At 68.7% G+C, this 17604-nt stretch carries 24 protein-coding genes; 12 read left to right on the top strand and 12 right to left on the bottom strand.

Annotation, left to right across the window (positions count from 1 at the left end; all coding sequences use genetic code 11):
- Positions 1-326 precede the first annotated feature (326 nt).
- The 12 genes from ACIGCK_RS14400 to ACIGCK_RS14455 form a co-directional block, all read right to left on the bottom strand.
- Positions 327-1775 carry an SCO6880 family protein gene (locus ACIGCK_RS14400; RefSeq protein ID WP_396666932.1) on the bottom strand — a complete coding sequence of 483 codons (1449 nt, stop codon included), beginning with the start codon at positions 1773-1775 and terminating at the stop codon, positions 327-329.
- A 13-nt stretch (positions 1776-1788) separates the two neighbouring features.
- The gene (locus ACIGCK_RS14405) at positions 1789-3213 is read right to left on the bottom strand and encodes a conjugal transfer protein TrbL (protein WP_396666933.1); all 1425 of its coding nucleotides are present in this window, start codon (positions 3211-3213) and stop codon (positions 1789-1791) included.
- A gap of 39 nt (positions 3214-3252) precedes the next feature.
- Positions 3253-3567 carry a DUF6112 family protein gene (locus ACIGCK_RS14410; RefSeq protein WP_396666934.1) on the bottom strand — a complete coding sequence of 105 codons (315 nt, stop codon included), beginning with the start codon at positions 3565-3567 and terminating at the stop codon, positions 3253-3255.
- Positions 3568-3705: 138 nt separating this feature from the next.
- Positions 3706-3969, bottom strand: coding sequence for a DUF6112 family protein (locus ACIGCK_RS14415; RefSeq protein WP_396666935.1), 264 nt, complete (start codon positions 3967-3969; stop codon positions 3706-3708).
- 28 nt (positions 3970-3997) lie between these two features.
- A complete protein-coding gene (locus ACIGCK_RS14420) occupies positions 3998-5170 on the bottom strand; it encodes a M23 family metallopeptidase (RefSeq protein WP_396666936.1) in 1173 nt (390 codons plus the stop codon).
- 4 nt (positions 5171-5174) lie between these two features.
- A complete protein-coding gene (locus ACIGCK_RS14425; protein WP_396666937.1) occupies positions 5175-5837 on the bottom strand; it encodes a hypothetical protein in 663 nt (220 codons plus the stop codon).
- 45 nt (positions 5838-5882) lie between these two features.
- On the bottom strand, positions 5883-6929 hold the full coding sequence (locus ACIGCK_RS14430; RefSeq protein WP_396666938.1) for a ParB/RepB/Spo0J family partition protein: 1047 nt from the start codon (positions 6927-6929) through the stop codon (positions 5883-5885).
- The gene (locus ACIGCK_RS14435) at positions 6922-7755 is read right to left on the bottom strand and encodes a hypothetical protein (RefSeq protein WP_396666939.1); all 834 of its coding nucleotides are present in this window, start codon (positions 7753-7755) and stop codon (positions 6922-6924) included. Before ACIGCK_RS14435 ends, ACIGCK_RS14430 begins: the two co-directional genes overlap by 8 nt.
- 94 nt (positions 7756-7849) lie before the next feature.
- Positions 7850-8272: a hypothetical protein gene (locus tag ACIGCK_RS14440; RefSeq protein WP_396666940.1), complete on the bottom strand. Its 423-nt coding sequence runs from the start codon at positions 8270-8272 to the stop codon at positions 7850-7852.
- The gene (locus tag ACIGCK_RS14445; protein WP_396666941.1) at positions 8269-9162 is read right to left on the bottom strand and encodes a DUF2637 domain-containing protein; all 894 of its coding nucleotides are present in this window, start codon (positions 9160-9162) and stop codon (positions 8269-8271) included. Before ACIGCK_RS14445 ends, ACIGCK_RS14440 begins: the two co-directional genes overlap by 4 nt.
- The gene (locus ACIGCK_RS14450; protein WP_396666942.1) at positions 9159-10037 is read right to left on the bottom strand and encodes a bifunctional DNA primase/polymerase; all 879 of its coding nucleotides are present in this window, start codon (positions 10035-10037) and stop codon (positions 9159-9161) included. The genes ACIGCK_RS14445 and ACIGCK_RS14450 overlap by 4 nt, the downstream gene beginning before the upstream one ends.
- 257 nt (positions 10038-10294) lie before the next feature.
- On the bottom strand, positions 10295-11176 hold the full coding sequence (locus ACIGCK_RS14455) for an AraC family transcriptional regulator (protein ID WP_396666943.1): 882 nt from the start codon (positions 11174-11176) through the stop codon (positions 10295-10297).
- A gap of 504 nt (positions 11177-11680) precedes the next feature.
- Between ACIGCK_RS14455 and ACIGCK_RS14460 the strand changes: the two genes are divergently transcribed.
- The 12 genes from ACIGCK_RS14460 (at position 11681) to ACIGCK_RS14515 (ending at position 17555) form a co-directional block, all read left to right on the top strand.
- Positions 11681-12061, top strand: coding sequence for a hypothetical protein (locus tag ACIGCK_RS14460; protein ID WP_396666944.1), 381 nt, complete (start codon positions 11681-11683; stop codon positions 12059-12061).
- A gap of 74 nt (positions 12062-12135) precedes the next feature.
- The gene (dprA, locus tag ACIGCK_RS14465; RefSeq protein ID WP_396666945.1) at positions 12136-13323 is read left to right on the top strand and encodes a DNA-processing protein DprA; all 1188 of its coding nucleotides are present in this window, start codon (positions 12136-12138) and stop codon (positions 13321-13323) included.
- A 317-nt stretch (positions 13324-13640) separates the two neighbouring features.
- Complete coding sequence (locus ACIGCK_RS14470) at positions 13641-13898, top strand: hypothetical protein (protein ID WP_396666946.1); 258 nt, start codon at positions 13641-13643, stop codon at positions 13896-13898.
- A 13-nt stretch (positions 13899-13911) separates the two neighbouring features.
- Positions 13912-14223, top strand: a complete 312-nt coding sequence (locus tag ACIGCK_RS14475) for a hypothetical protein (protein WP_396666947.1) — start codon at positions 13912-13914, stop codon at positions 14221-14223.
- 23 nt (positions 14224-14246) lie between these two features.
- Positions 14247-14546, top strand: coding sequence for a hypothetical protein (locus tag ACIGCK_RS14480; protein ID WP_396666948.1), 300 nt, complete (start codon positions 14247-14249; stop codon positions 14544-14546).
- Complete coding sequence (locus tag ACIGCK_RS14485; protein WP_396666949.1) at positions 14543-14908, top strand: hypothetical protein; 366 nt, start codon at positions 14543-14545, stop codon at positions 14906-14908. The genes ACIGCK_RS14480 and ACIGCK_RS14485 overlap by 4 nt, the downstream gene beginning before the upstream one ends.
- Positions 14905-15294 carry a hypothetical protein gene (locus ACIGCK_RS14490; RefSeq protein ID WP_396666950.1) on the top strand — a complete coding sequence of 130 codons (390 nt, stop codon included), beginning with the start codon at positions 14905-14907 and terminating at the stop codon, positions 15292-15294. The genes ACIGCK_RS14485 and ACIGCK_RS14490 overlap by 4 nt, the downstream gene beginning before the upstream one ends.
- A complete protein-coding gene (locus tag ACIGCK_RS14495) occupies positions 15291-15614 on the top strand; it encodes a hypothetical protein (protein ID WP_396666951.1) in 324 nt (107 codons plus the stop codon). The genes ACIGCK_RS14490 and ACIGCK_RS14495 overlap by 4 nt, the downstream gene beginning before the upstream one ends.
- Entirely contained in the window at positions 15611-16273 is a 663-nt protein-coding gene (locus ACIGCK_RS14500; protein WP_396666952.1) for a DUF6349 family protein, read from the top strand. The genes ACIGCK_RS14495 and ACIGCK_RS14500 overlap by 4 nt, the downstream gene beginning before the upstream one ends.
- The gene (locus ACIGCK_RS14505; RefSeq protein ID WP_396666953.1) at positions 16270-16611 is read left to right on the top strand and encodes a hypothetical protein; all 342 of its coding nucleotides are present in this window, start codon (positions 16270-16272) and stop codon (positions 16609-16611) included. Before ACIGCK_RS14500 ends, ACIGCK_RS14505 begins: the two co-directional genes overlap by 4 nt.
- A 40-nt stretch (positions 16612-16651) precedes the next feature.
- On the top strand, positions 16652-17014 hold the full coding sequence (locus tag ACIGCK_RS14510; RefSeq protein WP_396666954.1) for a hypothetical protein: 363 nt from the start codon (positions 16652-16654) through the stop codon (positions 17012-17014).
- Positions 17015-17069: 55 nt separating this feature from the next.
- Positions 17070-17555 (top strand): DUF192 domain-containing protein, encoded by a 486-nt coding sequence (locus ACIGCK_RS14515; protein ID WP_396666955.1) that lies wholly within the window; start codon positions 17070-17072, stop codon positions 17553-17555.
- Positions 17556-17604: the final 49 nt, after the last annotated feature.

Raw genomic sequence — 17604 nt, forward strand, 5'->3', positions numbered from 1 at the left:
TACAGCAATGGTCGTCCTGCAGTCAATACTCTGCCCTCCGGCGTGGAGCTTCCCTGCGTCGCCTACAGCAAGGAACTGGGCGTTAAACCGCAGAACCAGTAGAGCCCTGTCGTCGCTGCGCCCATACAGGCGCATCGACCCCGAGAACCCCCGGAGGCTGGGGCCCGGCAATGACATTCGTAGTCGCTACTCGGTCAGCCGACAAGCTCCGCTCGCCGCCTACTCCTGCGAGCCCCAAACCGCGGCACCATCGCATGTCAGGCCTCCACCGCTTCTGAACCCAGGCTACGAGTTCGTAGACGAGATGCCTCGTAACTGTCCTCTACCTAGATGCCTCGGCACAGCGGCAGTGCTGCGGCCGTAAAGGCTCCAGCCTGCTGGCCGACCAGGAGGCGGGTCTCGAGGGAAGCCTGGATCGCCGCTTGCTGGATCGCGGCGGTGGCGCGCTCGAGTTCCGTTTCGGAGTCGGCGGAGACGGTGATGAGGCCGGTGTAGCGGAGCACGCCGTGGCCGGCGATCATGTCTGACTCCTGCCGCAGCACGTCCTGATATTCGGCGGACTGCTGCGCGTCTTCGATCTGCCCGACCTTCGCGCGCTGCGCGGCGTCGGAGACATACTCGGTGCGGAGCTTGCGGATACTCCGCGCGGCCTGGTCGGAGCGGATCGGATCGCAGATCAGGGAGAAGCTGCGGCGGATCCCGCTGGAGAGCATGAGCGGCGCGAGGAATCCGGGGTAGACCTGGGATCTGGGCCAGTCCGACACCCAGAGTACGGCGTGGTAGGCGCTGTCGGTACGGAGTCTGCTCCAGCGCTCATCGACGGCGACCGGGCCCGCGGTGGCGAGGTCTTGGCCGAGATCGCCGGAGCGATCGAGGGCGGCCGCGACTTGCGGGTCGTAGGCCGTGCGGAGCATCACTGCGAGTTGCCCGGGCCCGTACCAGGGGGAGGGGCGCAGGTCCGCAGTGCGCAGGGCGCTGGTGAGGGTCGTCATCTCCTGCCGGAGCACCGCAGCTGCGCCCTTCATTCCGCGCCCGGCGGATCGGCTCGCACGGGCAGCAGCCTTCATATCGAGCGCGAGAGAGATGGTGGTGACGTGGCGCTCCCCAGCCGGGCCTGCCCGGTCGATGAGGTCCTGGTAGACGCCCGCGACCCAGGAACCGTCGTTATGACCGTGACTGCTCCACCACTGCGCGAGGCCGGTTCCCGAGTCGGGAAGCGTCCGCTCGAGAACCTGCAGCCGGGCTACGTGGTTTGACCGGCACGCGGTGGCAAGCACGCGACCCCAGGCGTGCACGCGGCGCTCTTGCTCGCCGGGGTCGAGGAGCACGAACGCGGGGTGGCTGACCTCGAGCACGGCGGTGAGGGTCGCCCGGTGCGGGTCGTGCACCATGACGGCTCCGCTATCTGGGTCAAGGTGCATGCGCAGGCTCGCTGCGTCGCCGGGGAGCGCAAGCGTTCCGGCGGGCCGGGGTTTGGTGACGCGTTTGCGGTAGACGGTCTGCTTCGCGGCGACGCGTGCCGCCCAGTGCCCGGTGACGGGGAGCCACTCGATCGCGGGTCTGCCCGCGACGGGCACCCAAGTGAGTGCCACGACCGACGCCCAGGCGGGGCTTGTCCAGGTGACTGCCTCGCCGCCGCCGAAGTAGAGGGCTGACACGAGGATCGTCACCGCGATGCTCGCGGTCACCAGCTGCGGCCCAGTCAGACCCAGGAGCATGCCGCGCCGGGAGACACGGGAGAACTTGACGGGGTGGAGCTCGAACTCGTCACTCATCACGATTCCTCTCTCACGGCTTCACGGACGGTGCTGGCGGTGGGGTCTCCGGCGGCGGAGACGTTCTCGGTGGCGGCGGGGGCTGCTGCCCACCGGGGTCATCTCCGTGTCGTGCTGGTGGAGCGGCAGGCACCGTGGGTGTTGACGGCGGTGGCGGGGTCGTGGATTCTTGCGCGGCCCCGGCATGGTCGGTGGCAGCTCCACCGATCGCGTTGCCCAACTTGGGGCCGGCTTCGGCTGTGGCCTTGACCACCTGGGCTCCCACGATCACCGCGGCGGCGGGTCCGGCGGCTGCGGCACCGCCCGCTGCGGCACCTCCGCCTGCTGCTCCGCCGCCTGCAGCTGCTCCCGTTCCGGTCCCTGCGGCGCTCCCCTGCGCCGCACCGCCTGGTGGTGGTGGCGGTGGCGGGCCGCCTCCCGGTGGGCCTCCACCTGGCGGGCCTCCGCCCGGCGGTGGGCTTCCGCCTTTGTCATTCAGCACGGAGTCCGGTGAGGCGTTCTTCGGAGTGCTGGGAAGAGGCACCGGACGGTTGAGAGCCTGTTTCGCTTCCTGCTCAGCACTCATCGACTGGTACAGGTCAAAGCCGAGGAACGACACGAACTTGTACGTCATGTACGGCGCGAACCCGGCGATCGCCATCAGCACGATCCCTGCGATCGGATCCGACAGGGCGGCCAGGTCAAAGTCGATGGGTGCGTTGACCTGGGTGATCGCGACGAGGAACACGACGGTGATGACGAGCTTGGACGCGATCAGGGCGATCACGAAGCCGATCCACTTCCCGAACCAGCCGCGCGTTACGTCCCATGCCGCACCGGACAGGGCGATCGGAGCGAGGACGATCGCGACCAGCAGGAGCGCCTTGCGGATCAGGAGCGAGAACCACACGATCGCGGCGGCAGCGATCGCGAGCGTGCCGAAGAAGATCATCACGATCGCGCCCACCCCGGGGGAGGCGATGGTGAGGCCGGTAAGCCCGGCGACGAGGACCCCGATCTTGAGGCCCATGTCCTCGAGCGTGTTCCCGGTGGCGTGGATGATGCCGATGCACAGCTGGTCGACGATCTCAAGCAGCAGCCCCGTGAGGCCGATCACGAGGAAGCTGCCGAGCACGGATTTCGCAAGTCCGAGAGCTGCGCGGCTGAGTGCGCCGGGGTCACGGCGGACAAGTCCGGTGACGAGCTGGATGAGGAAGAAGCCGAGCATGAAGAACACCGCGACTCCGAAGAGGATGTTGTACACGCCGACATAGCCAGGGCTGCTGACGTCGACGAGGGTGGTCTGGTCGAACACCGCCCACACGCCCTCGAACATGAGGGCCGCGGTGGAGCCGATGGCCTGCGCGAGCCATTCGAACGGTGCGGTCACCAGGGAACTCGCCGTGTCGCCGACGACGTCGCACACCGTTGACAGCACGGGCACATCGCACAGGCTCATACCTCTTCCTCCTTCCGGTTCGGATTGGCCTGGCGGCTGTTATACGGACTGGCCCACACCCCAGAAGAAGTTCACGAAGGTGACTGCGCCGCCGCAGATCACCGCGGCCGCGCAGGCGATGAGCACGCCCGTCTTGCCCCGGCCGGCGAGGTGCGGGTTGGAGGAGTTCGCGCCGACAGCCCACACGATCGCGGAGATGATGAGGGCGAGCACGGCCAGCACGAGGCCGATGGTCATCACCGCGCCGACGATGGTGCGCAGCTGCGCGATCCCCGGCAGGCCGGAGTCGTTCGGGGTGATGTCGACCTGCGCGGGCAGGGATGCGAGGAACAAGGCGGATTCGGTGAGAGTCATGGGTGCCTCCGGGCGGTGGGATCGAGCGTGCGTGCCCCTGATCGGGGCCGCATGCCGAGAGGTGCCCTCCCGCTTCCACCCGGCCGAGTGCTCGGGCTGAGCGTCGCTGCCCGCGGAAGGGAGCCCGGAGGGTGCGGGCTACAGGTTGCTGCCGACGCGGATCAGGAAGTTCAGCCAGGCGACACCCGCCCCTGCGAGGGCGGCTGCGGCGATCCCCACGAAGAGCCCGGCTTTCGCTTTCGCGACGCCGGTGTGGCTGCCGTGGGAGGACGCGACGGCCCAGGCGATCGCACTGACGAGGATCATCAGCACGGCCACGACCAGCACGACCGTCAGCAATGCGCCGAGAACGGCCTGGATGCCGGCGCCGCTGGTCGCGCCGAAGTCCGGGTACACGTCCATCAGCACCCTCCGTATGTGTGGCCGGGGTTCATCGGGTGCAGCTCCGCACACTCGTAGACGGGTCGGTGACGCCCTCAGCGCCGTGCTCGGAAAGCCACGCATCCGGATCGACAGCGGGGGATTCCCACCCGCCGGGATGCACCTCGAAATGCAGGTGCGGGCCAGTCGAGTAGCCTTCGGAACCGACGTCGGCGACGTGCTGGCCCGCGCTGACCCGGTCCCCGGTGCGAACGTGATAGCCGTGATCCCACATGTGCGCGTACAGGGTGACGACCTTTGCGCCTGCGATGTTGTGCTCGATGACAAGGATGTTGTTCCACCCGGGCCGATTCCCAGCCCACAGCACCACACCGTCGGCCATCGACAGGATCGGCGTGCCGTCGGGCGCGGCGAAATCGGTGCCGTAGTGCATACGGAACAGGCCCGGCTGCAGCGGATCCTCGCGCATCCCGAACGGGCTGGTCTTGACGTAGCTGCCCTCGGGCATCGGCACCACGATCCGCGTCGTGGGTGCGATATCTCCGGATGCCGGGGCCTCCCCGCCACCGCTGGAGGAGGGAACGGTGAGGGCGGTGAGTATCGCTTCGGCGACCGGTTCCCAGTTCGCGTACCGATCCGGGAACGCACTCACCTCCACCGCTTGCGCGACCTCGCCGCGGGTGAGCTGCTGCCAGTTCGGGATGTCGAGCAGCCCCCGCGGGGAGGGATAGTTCGGGCCGTTCGGGCCGCCGTAGAACGCCTGTGCCTGGTAGGTGACGCTCATCAGTTCCGCGACGGTGCCCCACCCGGCCTGCGGCCGCATCTGGAAGATCCCGAGGCTGTCATGATCCGACCCCACCCCGTCGTTCGGGTAGTCGGCCGATTCCGGGTAGGTGGTGTTGGCGAGCATCCGCATCCGGGACTCCGTCAGCCCTGCCATCAGCGCGATGATCACGCCCTCACGGCCCACCTCGTCGATGCTCGCGCCGATCTGGATCACGGTGCGCGCGTGGGTGAGCTGCGTCTTGTTCAGCACGACCTGGACACCGTCACGGGTGGTCGCCACCAGCTCGTCGGGCACCTCGGCGACCACGGTCAGCGACGACACGGTGCAGGCCGCAGCTTGCAGCACAGCAGGGTTCGCGATCAGTGCGGGAGCGACCAGCACCGTCACTGGGCCCGCGAACAGGACCCCGGCGAGCAGGAGCGCGAGCTTCTTCATCGCCTCACTCCAATGGTGTGCCCAGGCCGGACAGGCGCAGCAGGTGGCAGCGGTCGGCATCGGGCGGGCAGAGCACGAACACGGTGAACGCGACCTCGTGACTCGAGGAAGCGTCTTCCCTGTTCCACACGCCGGAGCGGTGCCGTTCTCCGCGGATGGTCACCGCGACCGTTCCCTCGGCCAGCTGGCCGGAGGCGTCCTCGAGGATCTGCGCCCACGATCCCGGTACTTCGGCGCTGTCGATGGTGAGCTGCTGCCGGGTCTCGTAGCCGAGCAGCTGCCGCCACTGCTCCTGGGTGGGGAAGTAGTTCCCCAGGTCAGCGACGAGCCCATTGCCTTCTTCTCCGGCTGGTGCGGCTTCGTCGGCGAGCACTTGGAGGTAGTCGGAGCGGTCGACGCCGGAGGCGGTATCCCAGGTGAACAGGGCCTGAGCGATCTCCCGTGCGTAGTCGACCGGATCCGCAGACCCTTTCACCGTGGGGAGCGCATCCGGCCCCCTGCCGGGGTCGGTGCTTCCAGGTGCGGACGTCTCGGAAGGGTCGGCAGGGTCAGCGGAGGTGCCGGGGCCGCGGATGAGCCCGTAGATGCCGACGCCGATCAGCAGGAGGCCGATCGTGGCTGCGGCGATGACGACGATCATGAAGCGGCGTCGAGCTGAGGGTTCCATACCCGCAGGTGCCCGGCCACTCCCACCCGCCGAGCGGAAGGCGGGTCAGGCGGCGACGCTGTTGCGCAGCCGGGTGGCTTCCTCGAGGAAGCGGACGGTGTGCTGCACCCAGTCGGTGAGCTGCTCCCATTGCTCGTCCGTGAGGGTGCGCGCCACCTCGGACGGGTCGTAGTGCAGCCACCAGGAGTCCAGCTCGGCGACCATCCCCGTCAGCGCGCGAGGCGAGTAGATCCGGATCGCCGCCTGGCTGCGCCCACCTGCGACCTTTGCCGGGGCGCCGGGTGGCGACTGCTCGGCGGCGGTGACCCGGCGGAGGGCTTGCCGGGCTGCTTCTCTCACCTGCGACGGCTTCCCGGTGACAGGCAGAGCTTGCAGCTCCCGATGCGCGAGATCCCGTGCCGGTGCCGGGAGCGAGTCGTCACCCGCGATGAGCTGCAGCTGCTCGGTGTCCTGCACGATCTTCACCCGCAGATAGTTCGGTTCGACCGGCCCGTACGGGTCGATGAGGGAGATCGCTTCCTCGACCGCTCGCCGCACGCGCTCCGACTGGTCCGGGTCGGCCTGCAACTGCAGCAGCTCCACGATATGCCCGAGTGTGTAGTCGGAGCGGCGGCCCGTGACCACCATTGCCGCCCGCTCGGACGCGTGCGTGCGTCGCCCAGTGGCCGATGGTGCTGGTGCACCAGAATCTGGTGCACCAGGTGGTGCCCCGAAGCGGGTCGCCTGCTGCCGCAGTGCCGCGTCCTCGGCGAAGATCCGCCGCAACTGGTCGAAGAATCGGGCCTGCTCGATGCGGGTGTAGGGCTTGCGGTTCTCGTTCTCCTGCTGTTCGGCCAGCAGCAGCTCGAGCTCGCTGGTGATATCGGTGCGCACCCATACATCCACGGTGCGGAGGCCCAGGGCGCGGGCGGCTTGCAGGCGGCGACCTCCGGAGACGACCGCGCCGGTGGGGGTGATCGTGATGGGCTGCACGAATCCGATCAGCCGGATCGACTCGGTGAGCGCACTCAGGTCGCCGTAGTCACTACGGATACGGTGCCCCAGCACGAGATCATTGATGTCGCGGGCGGTCTCGAAGTAGTTCTCACCCATTACGGCCCCCTGATCTGGGTGCTGCGTCCGCGATCTCGACGATGAGGTCATCGTCCTCGAGGAGGGTGTCGATGGTGTCGTAGTTGAGGAGCCGGATGAGGACTCCTTTGCGGGTGGGGCGCCCGGGCTGCGTCTTTCCTCCCAGGAGGACGCGGAGGAGTCCTGGCCAGCACGTAGCGGGAAGCCCGAATCGGGCGGGCATGTCGGTTTCTTTGCGGAGGATCTCGCGGGCGTTTTTGAGGCTGCCGGCATCTCCGGTGCGGGACAGGATGTAGTCGACGGCGATGTCGGTTGCTTCGCCCGGCCAGCCCAGACCGATCAGGAGGTCGACGATGTCGGCGATCGCCTCCCGGAGCCGCAGCACTTCCTCGTCGCAAGGATCTGCGGACTCGTCTTCGTCGGGGAGTGGTGCTTGGTCGTAGAGCCAGTCGCGGTCACCGGCGCGGGTGGGCGCGTCGACGAAGGTGCCGCCCTTGCGGGCGCGTGCGGCGGAGATCAGCAGCCTGTCGCCCATCGTCTCGGACACGATGCTGCGCTGCACGGCCCGGGTGATGACACCCCACGGGTCGGTCGCGGTGATCACGCCGCGAGAGCGCATCGCCACGAATGCCGCGTATCCGGCGTCGGCGGGGTCACGGTGCCATTTGCGTGCCAGCCGCCCGTACTTCTCGATCACATACTCCAGCAGTGCCGCTGCCTCACGATCCTGCTGCCACGCGTGGGGGCCGGCGTCGTGGAGGCGCAGCAGCAGGCGTCGGAGCCCCTCCGGGGTGGTGAACTCCGGCGGGTGCGGCTCCAGGTGCGGTGGGTGCTGTGTCGTGGTCATGGTCTCGCTCCTCCCTTGCGGGGAGGTGCCCCGGTGCTCCCTCCCAAGCCCTGCGACAGTGCCGGGCATGGGAGGGGCGGGGGTCAGGTGCCGTTCACAGGCGAACCGATTCCTGTGCTGCAGGTTCCGCCCCGGTGCGGGTCAGACGCGCGGTGATCGAGTGGCCAAGCCGCGCACCGGCTGCGCGAGAGTCGGCGATAGCGGCGCGGGCGTTCTCACGCGCCCACTCGTGCGCACGCTTGTTCCACTCCACCCCGCGCTCGCTCGCCCTGGCGGAGACTCGTGCGAACAGGTCGGTGGGGCGCACCCACTCGATGCGGGCGCGCGGATCCTCTCCCGCATGCGCGGACACTGTCTCGTCGAGCGGATCGTCCGGGTTCAGCGATGGATCGAGGTGGCGTCGCAGCATCCACGAGCTCTCCGCATCCTGCTCCGGCTTCTCACCTGCGGCAGGGGGAGCGGTTGCGGACTCCGCAGGCGGAGTCGCGTGGGGATCGGTGATGTCAGGGTCAGTCATGGTTCCTCCTGGGTCGGGGCGGGCGGATCGAGGTCGGTGTCGGTGTCGGTGTCGGGGTGTTGTTCCTCTGCGGGATCAGGTGCGGTGGCGGGGGCAAGCCATCGGCCGACGGTGGAGGGATGCACACCGAGCCGGGAGGCGATCGTCCGGTTGGAGATCCCCTCCCGAGACCATCGGATCGCCTGTTCCACGGCCTGGTCTCTTGCATCCGAGCCCGACCCGCCGCCGGGGCGCGTCGCGTCGGCAGGCGTGGTCGCCGCGGGCGGGTCAGCTCCTGGGCGGGATGCGGACGGAGTCGTTGCTGCAGCCGCGGACACCGGGTGATCGGGCCTCGATCCGCGGGCGTCAGCGCTCACTGCTACCGGGGCGGTCACGGGAGGTATCACCTTGCTCGTGCGCTCGACCGGCAGAGCAACCGCACCGGTCGGCGATACCGGGTGGTCGGGTGTGATGGGAGACGGTGCGGTGGTGAGGCGGCGGCCGAGCTGCACCGTGAGGTGCGTGGCCGCCAGCAGTACCAGCGGTGGCACCGCGGCGACCGATGCGGCCAGTATCGGCGGCAGATCGGAATCGGTAGCGACCAGCGCGTGCATGCAGTTCGCGGTCACCGACACCGCAGCCCCCGCGATCAGCAGCGCCCACGGGTACACGGTCGCCCGGGGGCCGTGCCGGGCCAGGGCGACGATCGCGACCGTGGCGACGACGATCATGCCGTCGACGATCACCGGCCACATCCACGCCTGCACCGGGTCGATCCCCGCGCGCCGGGCGAGATCGGTGAGCGTGGTCGCCGACAGCCAGAACGCGCACACGTCGATCAGCGCGGTGCCAGCCCGGGCGACACCGACCGCCCACCTCCCAGTCGGTTGTCGCTGCAGCACCGCGGTCATAACGCGATCCGTTGCTCTCCGGCACCCACCCCGCCGCTGGCTACGGGGGCTGCGAGTCGGGCAGAGCGCTGCGCAGACTGGATCGTGCGCACCGCCTCAAGCTCCTGCAGCCCCGCCCGGACAGCACCCTGCGCGAGGGTCTCCCACTGCTGCGTCGACACCGTCCCCGTCTCTGCGAGGCGGCACGCAGCCCAGAACAGCGACCGGTTCCGGTTCCCTTCCGGCCGCCCTGCCATCCAGTCCGCCAAACGTTCCGCATCCCATCGCGGCCCCTGCCCGGAGCGCTGCGGCCCCGCTGTCGCCTCGAGCTGAACCGTGCGGGCGGGCCGCAGCACCGATTCCAGCCGCCACCCCTCCACCGGGGCCGGACGCGCTCCGGTGGCGACCACCTCGTATGAGCGCACCGTCCCGTCTCGGGTGCGTACTCGGGAAGGGGGAGCGAGGACGTAGCTGCCGTTGGCGAGGAAGTCGACGTGCGCGCTCGGCACCGCCCAACTGCGCTGCTCAGGCGACGGGTTCGAGGGGAACACGACGTGTAGGCCGCCAGACGGCGAGCGCACGATCCGCTGCCACGAGTCGATCAGCCCCGCCTGCTCCACCTGCTCGAGCGCCGCGAAGCCGTCACCGCCCGGGTGCACGTCGATGTCGAGGATGTCGATCCGGGAGCGTGCCGCCCCGGTGACCAGGGCGATGTTCGCCTCGGGCTGCCACTGCCACCAGCGGTGGATCTGCGCCGGATTCGTGCTGGCGTCCTTGAACCCTTGATGGGTCAGCGGTGCTTTCCCCAGCGGTACGCACGGGAACACGGGAACCCCGGCACGTGCGTAGTCGAGAGCCGCGCCCAGCAGATCCGGTCCCCGCGCCTGCTCACTCACGGCTGCTCCGAACGGTGGAGCCTGTGCCAGGATGAAGGAGATGTCCGACCCGCTCCATGTCTCCTCGGCGCATGACCGTGGACCGTGCGAGCGGCGGCGGTTCCAGCGAGAGGGTCATAGCATCGTCCTTCCGGTAGGCCGGAGCACGATCTTCCGTGTCCTCCCTGTCCGTCAGGTGCGCCGGCGCCTCCACCCGCTACGGAACAGTGGCGAACGCCTGCAGCGCCCCAGAGGGTAGAGAATCCCAGCCCTACCAGTCAGCGCTGAATCAACTCAATGCCGGGCGGCGGAATCCTCCGCTCACCGGGCACAATCACCGCATCAGCGATACTCGCCGCCTGTCCGGCGCGAGCCTTCGCCGGTGTTGTTCCGGTGTGCTTCCGATACGCGTTGATCGCGTGACTCACCGACGCCCACCCCACCCTCCGCGCGGCCTGACTCACGGTAAGAGTCGAGGTATGGATGAGGACGATGAACTCGGTCAGGCGACGCTCCGAGAGGAACTGTCTGGGAGACGAACCGACCTCCGCTGCGAAGACGCGGGCGAAGTAGCCCGGCGACAGCAGCGCCGCCTCCGCAAGACTCTGCAGCGTCCATGCCCGCGGGGGCCTCGCCGCCACGAACTCCAACGCGCGCCGCACCCCGGGATGCTGCACCACCGGCAACTCCAGGGTCGCCGCCGCCCGCAGCTGCTCGGCGAACAGACGGTGCGGATGATCCCGCACCACCAGCGGATCCAAGACCTCCATCAGCTGCGACGCGAGCGTCAACATGCGCGGGAACGGATTGCGATCCAAACTCTTCCCGTCCTCACCCTGCAGCCGCATCGCCGCATGCAGAATCCGCCGCACACGCGCCGCCTCACCAGGCGCGGGATGCAACACCATAACCGGGCGGCTCAGCGCCACCGCGATCGCCCGCACCCGGGCGCGGCCCGCAAGCGAGCGGCGCGCGTGTAGCCAGCCGACCGCATCCAGCAGCAGATCCGGGTCGATCGTCATCATGCTGATCCGCAGCGGTCGGGCCGGGGTGTAGTGGAACTCCGCCTCGGGTTCGAACACCACCATGTCTCCGCCGCGCACCTCATGCCGTCCGTGCCGGTTCGTCAACACTCCCGCCCCGCGTTCCACCAGAACCACGGTGACGACCTGACCCAGTCTGCGGCTATGCGCTGAGACATGCTGCTCCGTTAGGAAGCGGAGGGGCACCGTGACCGAGGACGCTGACCGGACCGCCTCCGGCAGCCGCAGACAGCGTCGGAGGCGCGACGCGTGAGCGGCCCATCCGGCCCGTCATAGAAGAACGGCAACGTCACCCCACCCACTCTATTCGGCACTGCAGGAGCTACCCAGGCACCTCGTTTGAGGCGTGCGGCACCGGTACGGGTCTCCACAGCGCTCATGCACTCCCGGCCGCCGCGCGGCCGGGACAGACGGACGAGATGATTCGCGGCCGTGGGCGCCGCGTCAAGGCACACGAAAACTCCTCCCCGAGTCTCACCCCACAGGCGTGGCCGTTGAACGAGGACTTTTCGTTCTTCGGCCTTGACACAGCACCCCCGCCCACGAGCCCGGAAAAGCAGGAAGGGGCACCACGAGGCGGAACCAGCCGCCCGGCCCCACTCCGGAATCGAAGGAACCACCATGACCACGACCACGATCGCGTTCACCCGCCCGACCCCCTCCGAAGACGGTCGCACCCTCCACAGCACCACGACCGTCGTGGAGCGGGAGGACGGCTCCCGGATCGAGCTGGACATCTCCACCAGTCACTGGAAGGGCCGAGGCTACCGGGCCACGGCGACCCGGCAGCACGCCGACGGGTACACCCGCCGCATGTCGCTCAGCTTCGGAGCCGACAGCGACACCCGCACCCTCCCCGCCATCGACGGTGCCCCGGCACCCACCGCACGTTTCAACCGGAACGTCCTGGCCGACCTCCACACCCGCGTGGTCGAGGAGATCAGCGAAGCCTCCGCCGAGTGGACGTCGTGGGCCGCTGACTGCGCCGCCGTCCGCGACTAACCCCGCACCATTCCGGGCCGGGGCGACACCGCCCCGGCCCACCCCCACCAGCACTCCGACAGACAGGAACCGTCATGACCACCACACCCGCACCCGACCCGGCCAGCATCCCGTTCAGCGTCGACCCTGAGCGCACCGCCCGCATTCTGCTCGCCGCCGCGATCGAACCCGGCAACATCGACCTCGGCAGGCTCATCCGCACCCACGGCGCCATCACCCTGCTGCGCCTCCTCTTCACCGACGCCGCAAGCCTCCCGCACACGGACTTCGCCGTCCTCACACGCCTCAGAGACCGCGCCGTTCCCCTGCTCACGACCGAGCACACCACCAGGATCCTCCAGGCGATACGCGACGCCGACCTCACCGTCATCACCCCCGCAGACCACTGCTGGCCGCACCAGGTGAATGATCTCGGAGACGCCGCCCCGATCGTCCTGTTCGCACGCGGCGACCACGAGCTCCTCACCGAGCCCGGGCTCACCGGCATCTGCGGCGCCCGTGCCGCCACCGGCTACGGAGCGTACGTCACCACGGAACTCACGGAAGGTCTCGCAGCTCACGGGGATGTGATCGTCGCATCCGGTAGCTACGGCATCGACGGCGACGCCCACCGCGCCGCTCTCACCGCAGGCGGAAAGACGATCGCGGTACTCGCCGGAGGCCTCGACCGCCCCTATCCGTCAGGGCATCACGACCTGTTCGACCGGATCGTGCGAGCTGGAGGTCTCCTCCTCTCCGAAGCCCCGCCGACTCTCGCACCGACCCGGTGGCGGTTCCAGCGCCGCTCGCGCCTGCTCGCGGCCCTCACGCACCGCATCGTGATCGTCGAAGCCGGTGCCCGCTCCGGAACCCTGCGCCTCGCCGAGTACGCGGCCAAACTCGGCAGGCCCCTCGGCGTCGTTCCCGGCCCGCTCACCTCCGCCTCCTCGGTCGGATGCCACGTGCTGATCCGAGACCAGGGCGCGACCCTCATTACCGGCCCCGCCGACGTGATCGCCCTCGAGCACACGAACACTGTGACCCCGGAGCGCAGCGACTACCCAGTGCTGGACAGTCTGACCGCGCTCAAAGCGGACTGGGAGGACGACCCGCACCTCACCCCCGTGCAGCGGCGCACCCTGCACGCGCTCAGCGACGAGGAAACCCAGGACGCCCTCGCCCAGGCGGCCCGCACCGTCCAGGACGCCTTCTACTCCCTTTTCGACAGCGTCCGCAGCGACACCACCCAGGCGCTGCTCACCCGCCACGGCGCAGACACCTGAGCCGCAGGGTGGTCGCCGCACGGTGCGGCGGCCACCCCGGGGTTCGCGCGGGCGAGGAGCCGCATCCGGGAAGCGTGGCGGATCAAGCGGAGGCCGCTTTGCGGCCGCGGATGAATCAGGGTACTGGCTTCGCCGGCACCCAACTGAGGGGAGTGTGCGGGGCCGGGCGCACCTTGTCAAGGCACACGAAAACTCTCCGCTGAGCAGATCACGAGCGGGCGTGGCCGTGGTTCGGAGACTTTTCGTTCTTCGACCTTGACAAGCCACCCCCGCCCCCTCGGATCCGAGAAGCAGTGAAAGGAAAACAGGAGCCCACCATGAACCTCACCGTCACGATCCACACCCTCCCGGACTGTGTGAACTGCGAGCGAACCGAGCAGTTCCTCACCCGCTCCAGCATCCCCCACGCCAGCACTCCACTGTCCGAGACCGGCCCGATCCGAGACCTCATCACCGAGCACGGCTACCAGAGCGCCCCCATCGTCACCGTCACCGACGACACCGGGCAGCTCATCGACCACTGGGCAGGCCTGCGCCCCGACCGCATCCTCGCCCTCAAATCCACCATCCGCTGAACAGGAGACCCCGATGGCGTTCCTCATCACCCGCGACTTCATCACCGGCAAGCACGAAGAAGGCTACGGCGCAGGCGTCCAAGGCCCCCGCACCGCCCGCCCCAGCATCCTTACCCGCCTGACCGCAGGGGAGGGGGAGCCGTTCCGGATGCTCGACGACGACGGCTACGTCTACTACCACGGCCGCTTCCTCGACGACAGCGACGCCGAAGCCTACGTCGGCGAGGCCGAGTTCCAGCCCCTCGACTGCTACGGCACCCCCAACGCCGGAGCCGTCACCATCCAGTACGGCGACCCCGCCACCGGCGTGTGGACCGCCCTCTAAGCCCCTCTGAAAGGAACCCTCTCATGCGACTCACCATCGACCACGGCGGACGCCCCACCGACCTCGACCTGGGCGACACGTCCGAGCAGACCGGCGTCGGATTCTTCGACGACGGCGACCTCGGCTCCTACGGCGGCAACCTCTACCTCCGCATCGACGGCGTCGAGTACGGGCAGCTGTTCTTCTACACCATCGACGGCGCGCCGCGCATCGAGCTCGGCCAGTTCACCCCCGCCACCGAGCAGTGGGAACCCGTCAACCCGCTCACCGTCTCTGTACCTGATCTCGTCGCCGCCGACGAAGCCGAGCAGGAGGGCAAGTGACCATGGAGAAGATCACCATTAGCGGATACCCGCTCCCCGCACCTGTCACCCTCGACGCCGACGTCGACGACCACATCTTCGCTGACGGCTGGCTCCTCGCCCACGACGACGCGCAGAAGCTGATCGAGGCGTGGTGCGACGCCCCCACTGACCTCTCCCCGGACGGGAGCGATGATGTGCGCCGCACCTGGAGCTACAGCGAACTCGGCCTGTTCGTCACCGTTCTCTACCTCGACGGGGAACTGAGCATCGACCACTGGGAGTCCGCCGAAGGCAGCGAAGGCTACGACATCTACAGCACCACCACGATGCCGTTCGACTTCACCATCCACCCCGCGAGTTGTGCGGAGGCGGCACGATGACCGCCCGCTACCAGCCGGAACAGTTCACCGACTCCGGCTGGCCCAGCGGCACCCCCGAGAAGAAGGCCCGCTTCGTGAACGCCCTGATCCGCTTCATCGACGCCGGTTACCCCGAACACCAGTTCACGCAGGCGCTCTACGAAGGCCTCCACAACCACGGGTACTTCGGATTCATCGCCCACTACAACCGGCACGGCTTCTACGACGAGAAGTTCTCCACCCCCGCACGCCAGCAGGAGTTCCTCACCGACCTCACCTGGGCATGCGAACGCGACTACGACAGCGACCGGCACGACCTCTGGGGCGATGTGAAGACCTACCTCGCCGACCACTTCCACAACGCCCCGACCACCCTGTTCGACCACCTGTTCCAGGAGCAGCCATGACCAGCATCACCGCCATCGCCCGGCAGGTCGCCGAGACCACAGACCTCGCCTACCACCCCAGCCCCGACACCGGCGCGTATGAACCGATCATCGAAGACTACGAGCAACTCGCCGCGTTCATCGAAGACGGCATCCGCGCCTACCTCACCCACCTCGCCGATGCCGCCGTGCGGGAAGAGCGAGCCGCGCAGATCGCGAGAGACACGATGCTTCGCTACGACGTCGAGACGATCCGAGACCTGACCGGTACTTCGGAACTGCTGTCGATGCTGGAAGCCGCCGCCCGGCACGCGCTCACCCAGACCGGAGCGGCAGCATGAAGGCCCGGACAGCTCCCGGCGGGCAACTCGCCTTTGACCTCGACGCGATGATCCATGAGGCCGACGTGCAGCAGGCTCCCGCCTGGGAAGGCGCGCCCCTGCACTTCACCGCCGACTACTACCAGCCCGATGACCTCACCGCCGCATTCGAGCGATGGGTGTTCGAGCACGGGAACTTCGGATGCCTGCAACGCTCCCACATGTGGCATCCCGGCTACACGACCGCTGAGGCCAACACCGCCACCGTCGGACACGAACTGCGCATCTTCGACGTCGACCTGCGCTGCACCCACTACCGCGAGGACTGCTCCTGCGTCGGCGGACTCCTCACGCGCGGGATTTGCGCGCCGTGCCGCTGGCACCTCGACGGCGACGAAGCCACCATCGTCGAGGCCTGGCACGACCACGCCTGGCCCGGCTGGCGGACCCTCCCCGTCATCCCCGCCAGCATCGCGAAGACCGACGACCAGAACCGGCCGACGAAGAAGTGCCGGGCATGGATCGACGAGCACTATCCCGCCGAGTGGCAGCTGCCCGGCGCCCCGGTCATCACCGAACGCCAACCGTACGGCACCCGCCACGTTCCCGGCCGCAGCCCCTGGCAAGGCTTCGACCTCTCCCACACCGCCCTCACCACCGAACCCCAGGAGGAGTCATGACCACGACCACCGACCACGAAGACAACATCGCCCGCGTCGACGCACACACCATCGCCGTCGCCGCACTCCTCCCGTTCCCCGTGGAACTCGAAGCGGACATGGGCGGAACCTTCGCCCTCCACATCGAACTCGGCACCCGCGGCACCGACCCCGGCGACCCGGCCGATACCGCAGGCGTCGACCCCGACCCCGACCACGGCCCCCTCGACTGGTGGCTCGATATCGACGGTGGCTGCGAGACGATCTGCTCCGGCCTCACCATCGACACCGACCCCGCCATCGTCGCCGCCTGGATCACCGAACAGGCCCGCCTGCACGACTGCCCCGCCGCACGATAACCCCACCACCCCAGCACGCGCCCGCGAAAGGAACACACCCGTGAGCATGGACACCATCATTACCGTCGACCGTCTGCCCGAAAGCAACACCGAGGCCGAACGCATCGCCGCGCAACTGCAGCGGCTCGCCGAAGCGTTCGACCTGCCAGATCCCGATATCTGCGTCTGGGTCGACGACAGCGGCACCCTGGGAGATATCCGCCTGGGCTGCTACCACCACTCCTACCAGATCGAGGGGCTCGCGACCCTCGCCCGCATCCTCTCCCGCCTGATTCCGGCTGAGGTCCGCATCGAGGAAGAAGGCCTCCACGACGACTTCTGGGCCGAAACCCACACCTACCGCGCCGGACGCCACATCCGCTCCGGTACCAAGGAATGGGTCGAGTACGACGTCACCGAATAAGCGACGGTGGCGGGACGAGGACACCTCTCCGCACAACCTTGAGGGAGAATCGCACATGCACCGCTCGCCCCGCCCCGCCCGCCTTCGCCCGCGAACCCTCCCGGCCGCGCTCCTCGCCGCCACCGTCATCTGCGGGACCGTGGTCGCCGCCACCGGCTGCGCCCCCTCACCCCTGAACCAGGCTCGCCTCGAGCTCGACGGCGACCTTGAGCTCACCGTCGAGATCGCGGAGACGCCCGAGCAGCAGCGCACCGGCCTCTCAGGGCGCGCGAGCGTCGAACCCGGCACCGGGATGCTCTTCCCCTTCGACTCGGCGGGCCCGCAGCGAGTTTGGATGGCAGGGATGAGCTTCCCCATCGATATCGCCTGGATCCGGGACGGCCGCGTCCTCGCCACCGCCACCCTTCCCGTCTGCACTACGCCCGACCCAGACGACTGCCCCCGCTGGGAGTCACCGGGCGACGTCGACGCGCTGCTGGAAACGACAGCAGGTGCGCTTGACGCCATCGAACCGGGCGCGCTTGTCCGCACCACAGACTGACCGCATAACGGCGGAGAACCCCGGCGCACCTTCCCAGTGTCAGTGCCGA

The organism is Microbacterium sp. NPDC078428 (assembly GCF_044542535.1).
Taxonomy (GTDB): Bacteria; Actinomycetota; Actinomycetes; order Actinomycetales; family Microbacteriaceae; genus Microbacterium; species Microbacterium limosum.